The organism is Candidatus Eisenbacteria bacterium (assembly GCA_035712145.1).
Lineage (GTDB): Bacteria > Eisenbacteria > RBG-16-71-46 > RBG-16-71-46 > RBG-16-71-46 > DASTBI01.
The window spans coordinates 1-1,050 of record DASTBI010000119.1 but is presented as its reverse complement, the minus strand read 5'-3'; the positions used below and the strand labels follow the sequence as shown (position 1 = coordinate 1,050).

Below are 1,050 nucleotides of genomic sequence, written 5' to 3'. Positions count from 1 at the left end.
GGCACCGCGGCGGTCGTCGTGAGCAGCGGAGACGTCGACGGTGACGGGCGCGAGGATGTGTGCGACAACTGCATCGGCATCGCCAATGCGAATCAGGAAGACGACGACCTCGACGGCTTGGGAAATGTGTGCGAAGGCGTTCTCGCGGTCGGCGATGACTCGTCTCCGCTCGAGTTCGCGCTCCATGCGATCCGTCCCAATCCCACGCGCGCCGGAGCCACGATTCGCTACGACCTGCCCCGCGGCGGAAACGTCGCGCTTCGCGTGTACGACGCCCAGGGACGCTGCGTGCGCGTGCTCACGGAGGGATGGACGGCCCCGGGACGGCGCTCGCTGTCATGGGATGCGCGTGACGCGCGGGGCGCGCCGGTCTCTGCAGGACTCTACTTCGTACGACTATCGATCGCGGAGTTGAGCGCGACGCAGAAGCTGCTCATTCTTCGCCAGTAGAAGGTGTCAGCGGGCCTCGCCCGTCGAGTCGTCGGTCCAGATGCTCCTGGATCGCGTCTCAGGCATCAGGAACAAGCCGAGAAGAAACGTCACCGCCGGCACGATGATCGGATAGGCCAGCGCGGACAGAAGGCTCCCGCTCGACAAGTACGCCGAGGTGGTGATGAACGGCACCAGCCCGCCGCCCCAGCCATTGCCGATGTGGTACGGCACCGAAACCGACGTGTAGCGGATGCGCGCGGGGAAGTACTCGGCGAGAAACGCTCCGATCGGTCCGTACACCATGCCCACGTAGGCAACGAGTGTCGCGACGATGAGGATCGCCATCGGGTAATCGATCGCGTCCGGGTTCGCATGGCGGCCGAGTGCCAGGTAGAGGGGGTAGTAGGTGATGGCGGCGAGCAAGAGCCCCGCCAGGATGATCGGCTTGCGCCCGATCTTGTCGGAGAGCCAGCCGAAGAAGACCAGCGTCGGTGTGGCGATCAGCAGTGCGCCGCCGACGATGAGGCTCGAGGCGAGCACGTCGACCTTCTTCACCGTCTGCAGGAAGTAGAGCGCCCAGAACTGGCTCGAGTACCACACGCATCCTTCGCCGATCAC

Annotated in this window: 2 protein-coding genes; one reads left to right on the top strand and one right to left on the bottom strand. The window is 65.3% G+C overall.

Annotated elements, in window-relative coordinates; genetic code table 11:
* A partial coding sequence (locus VFQ05_07520; protein ID HET9326603.1) for a FlgD immunoglobulin-like domain containing protein occupies window positions 1-450 on the top strand: 450 nt, incomplete at its 5' end.
* Window positions 451-456: 6 nt separating this feature from the next.
* On the opposite strand, the gene VFQ05_07515 is transcribed toward VFQ05_07520, so the two are convergent.
* Window positions 457-1,050: MFS transporter (locus VFQ05_07515; protein ID HET9326602.1), on the bottom strand; the 594-nt coding region annotated here is incomplete at its 5' end.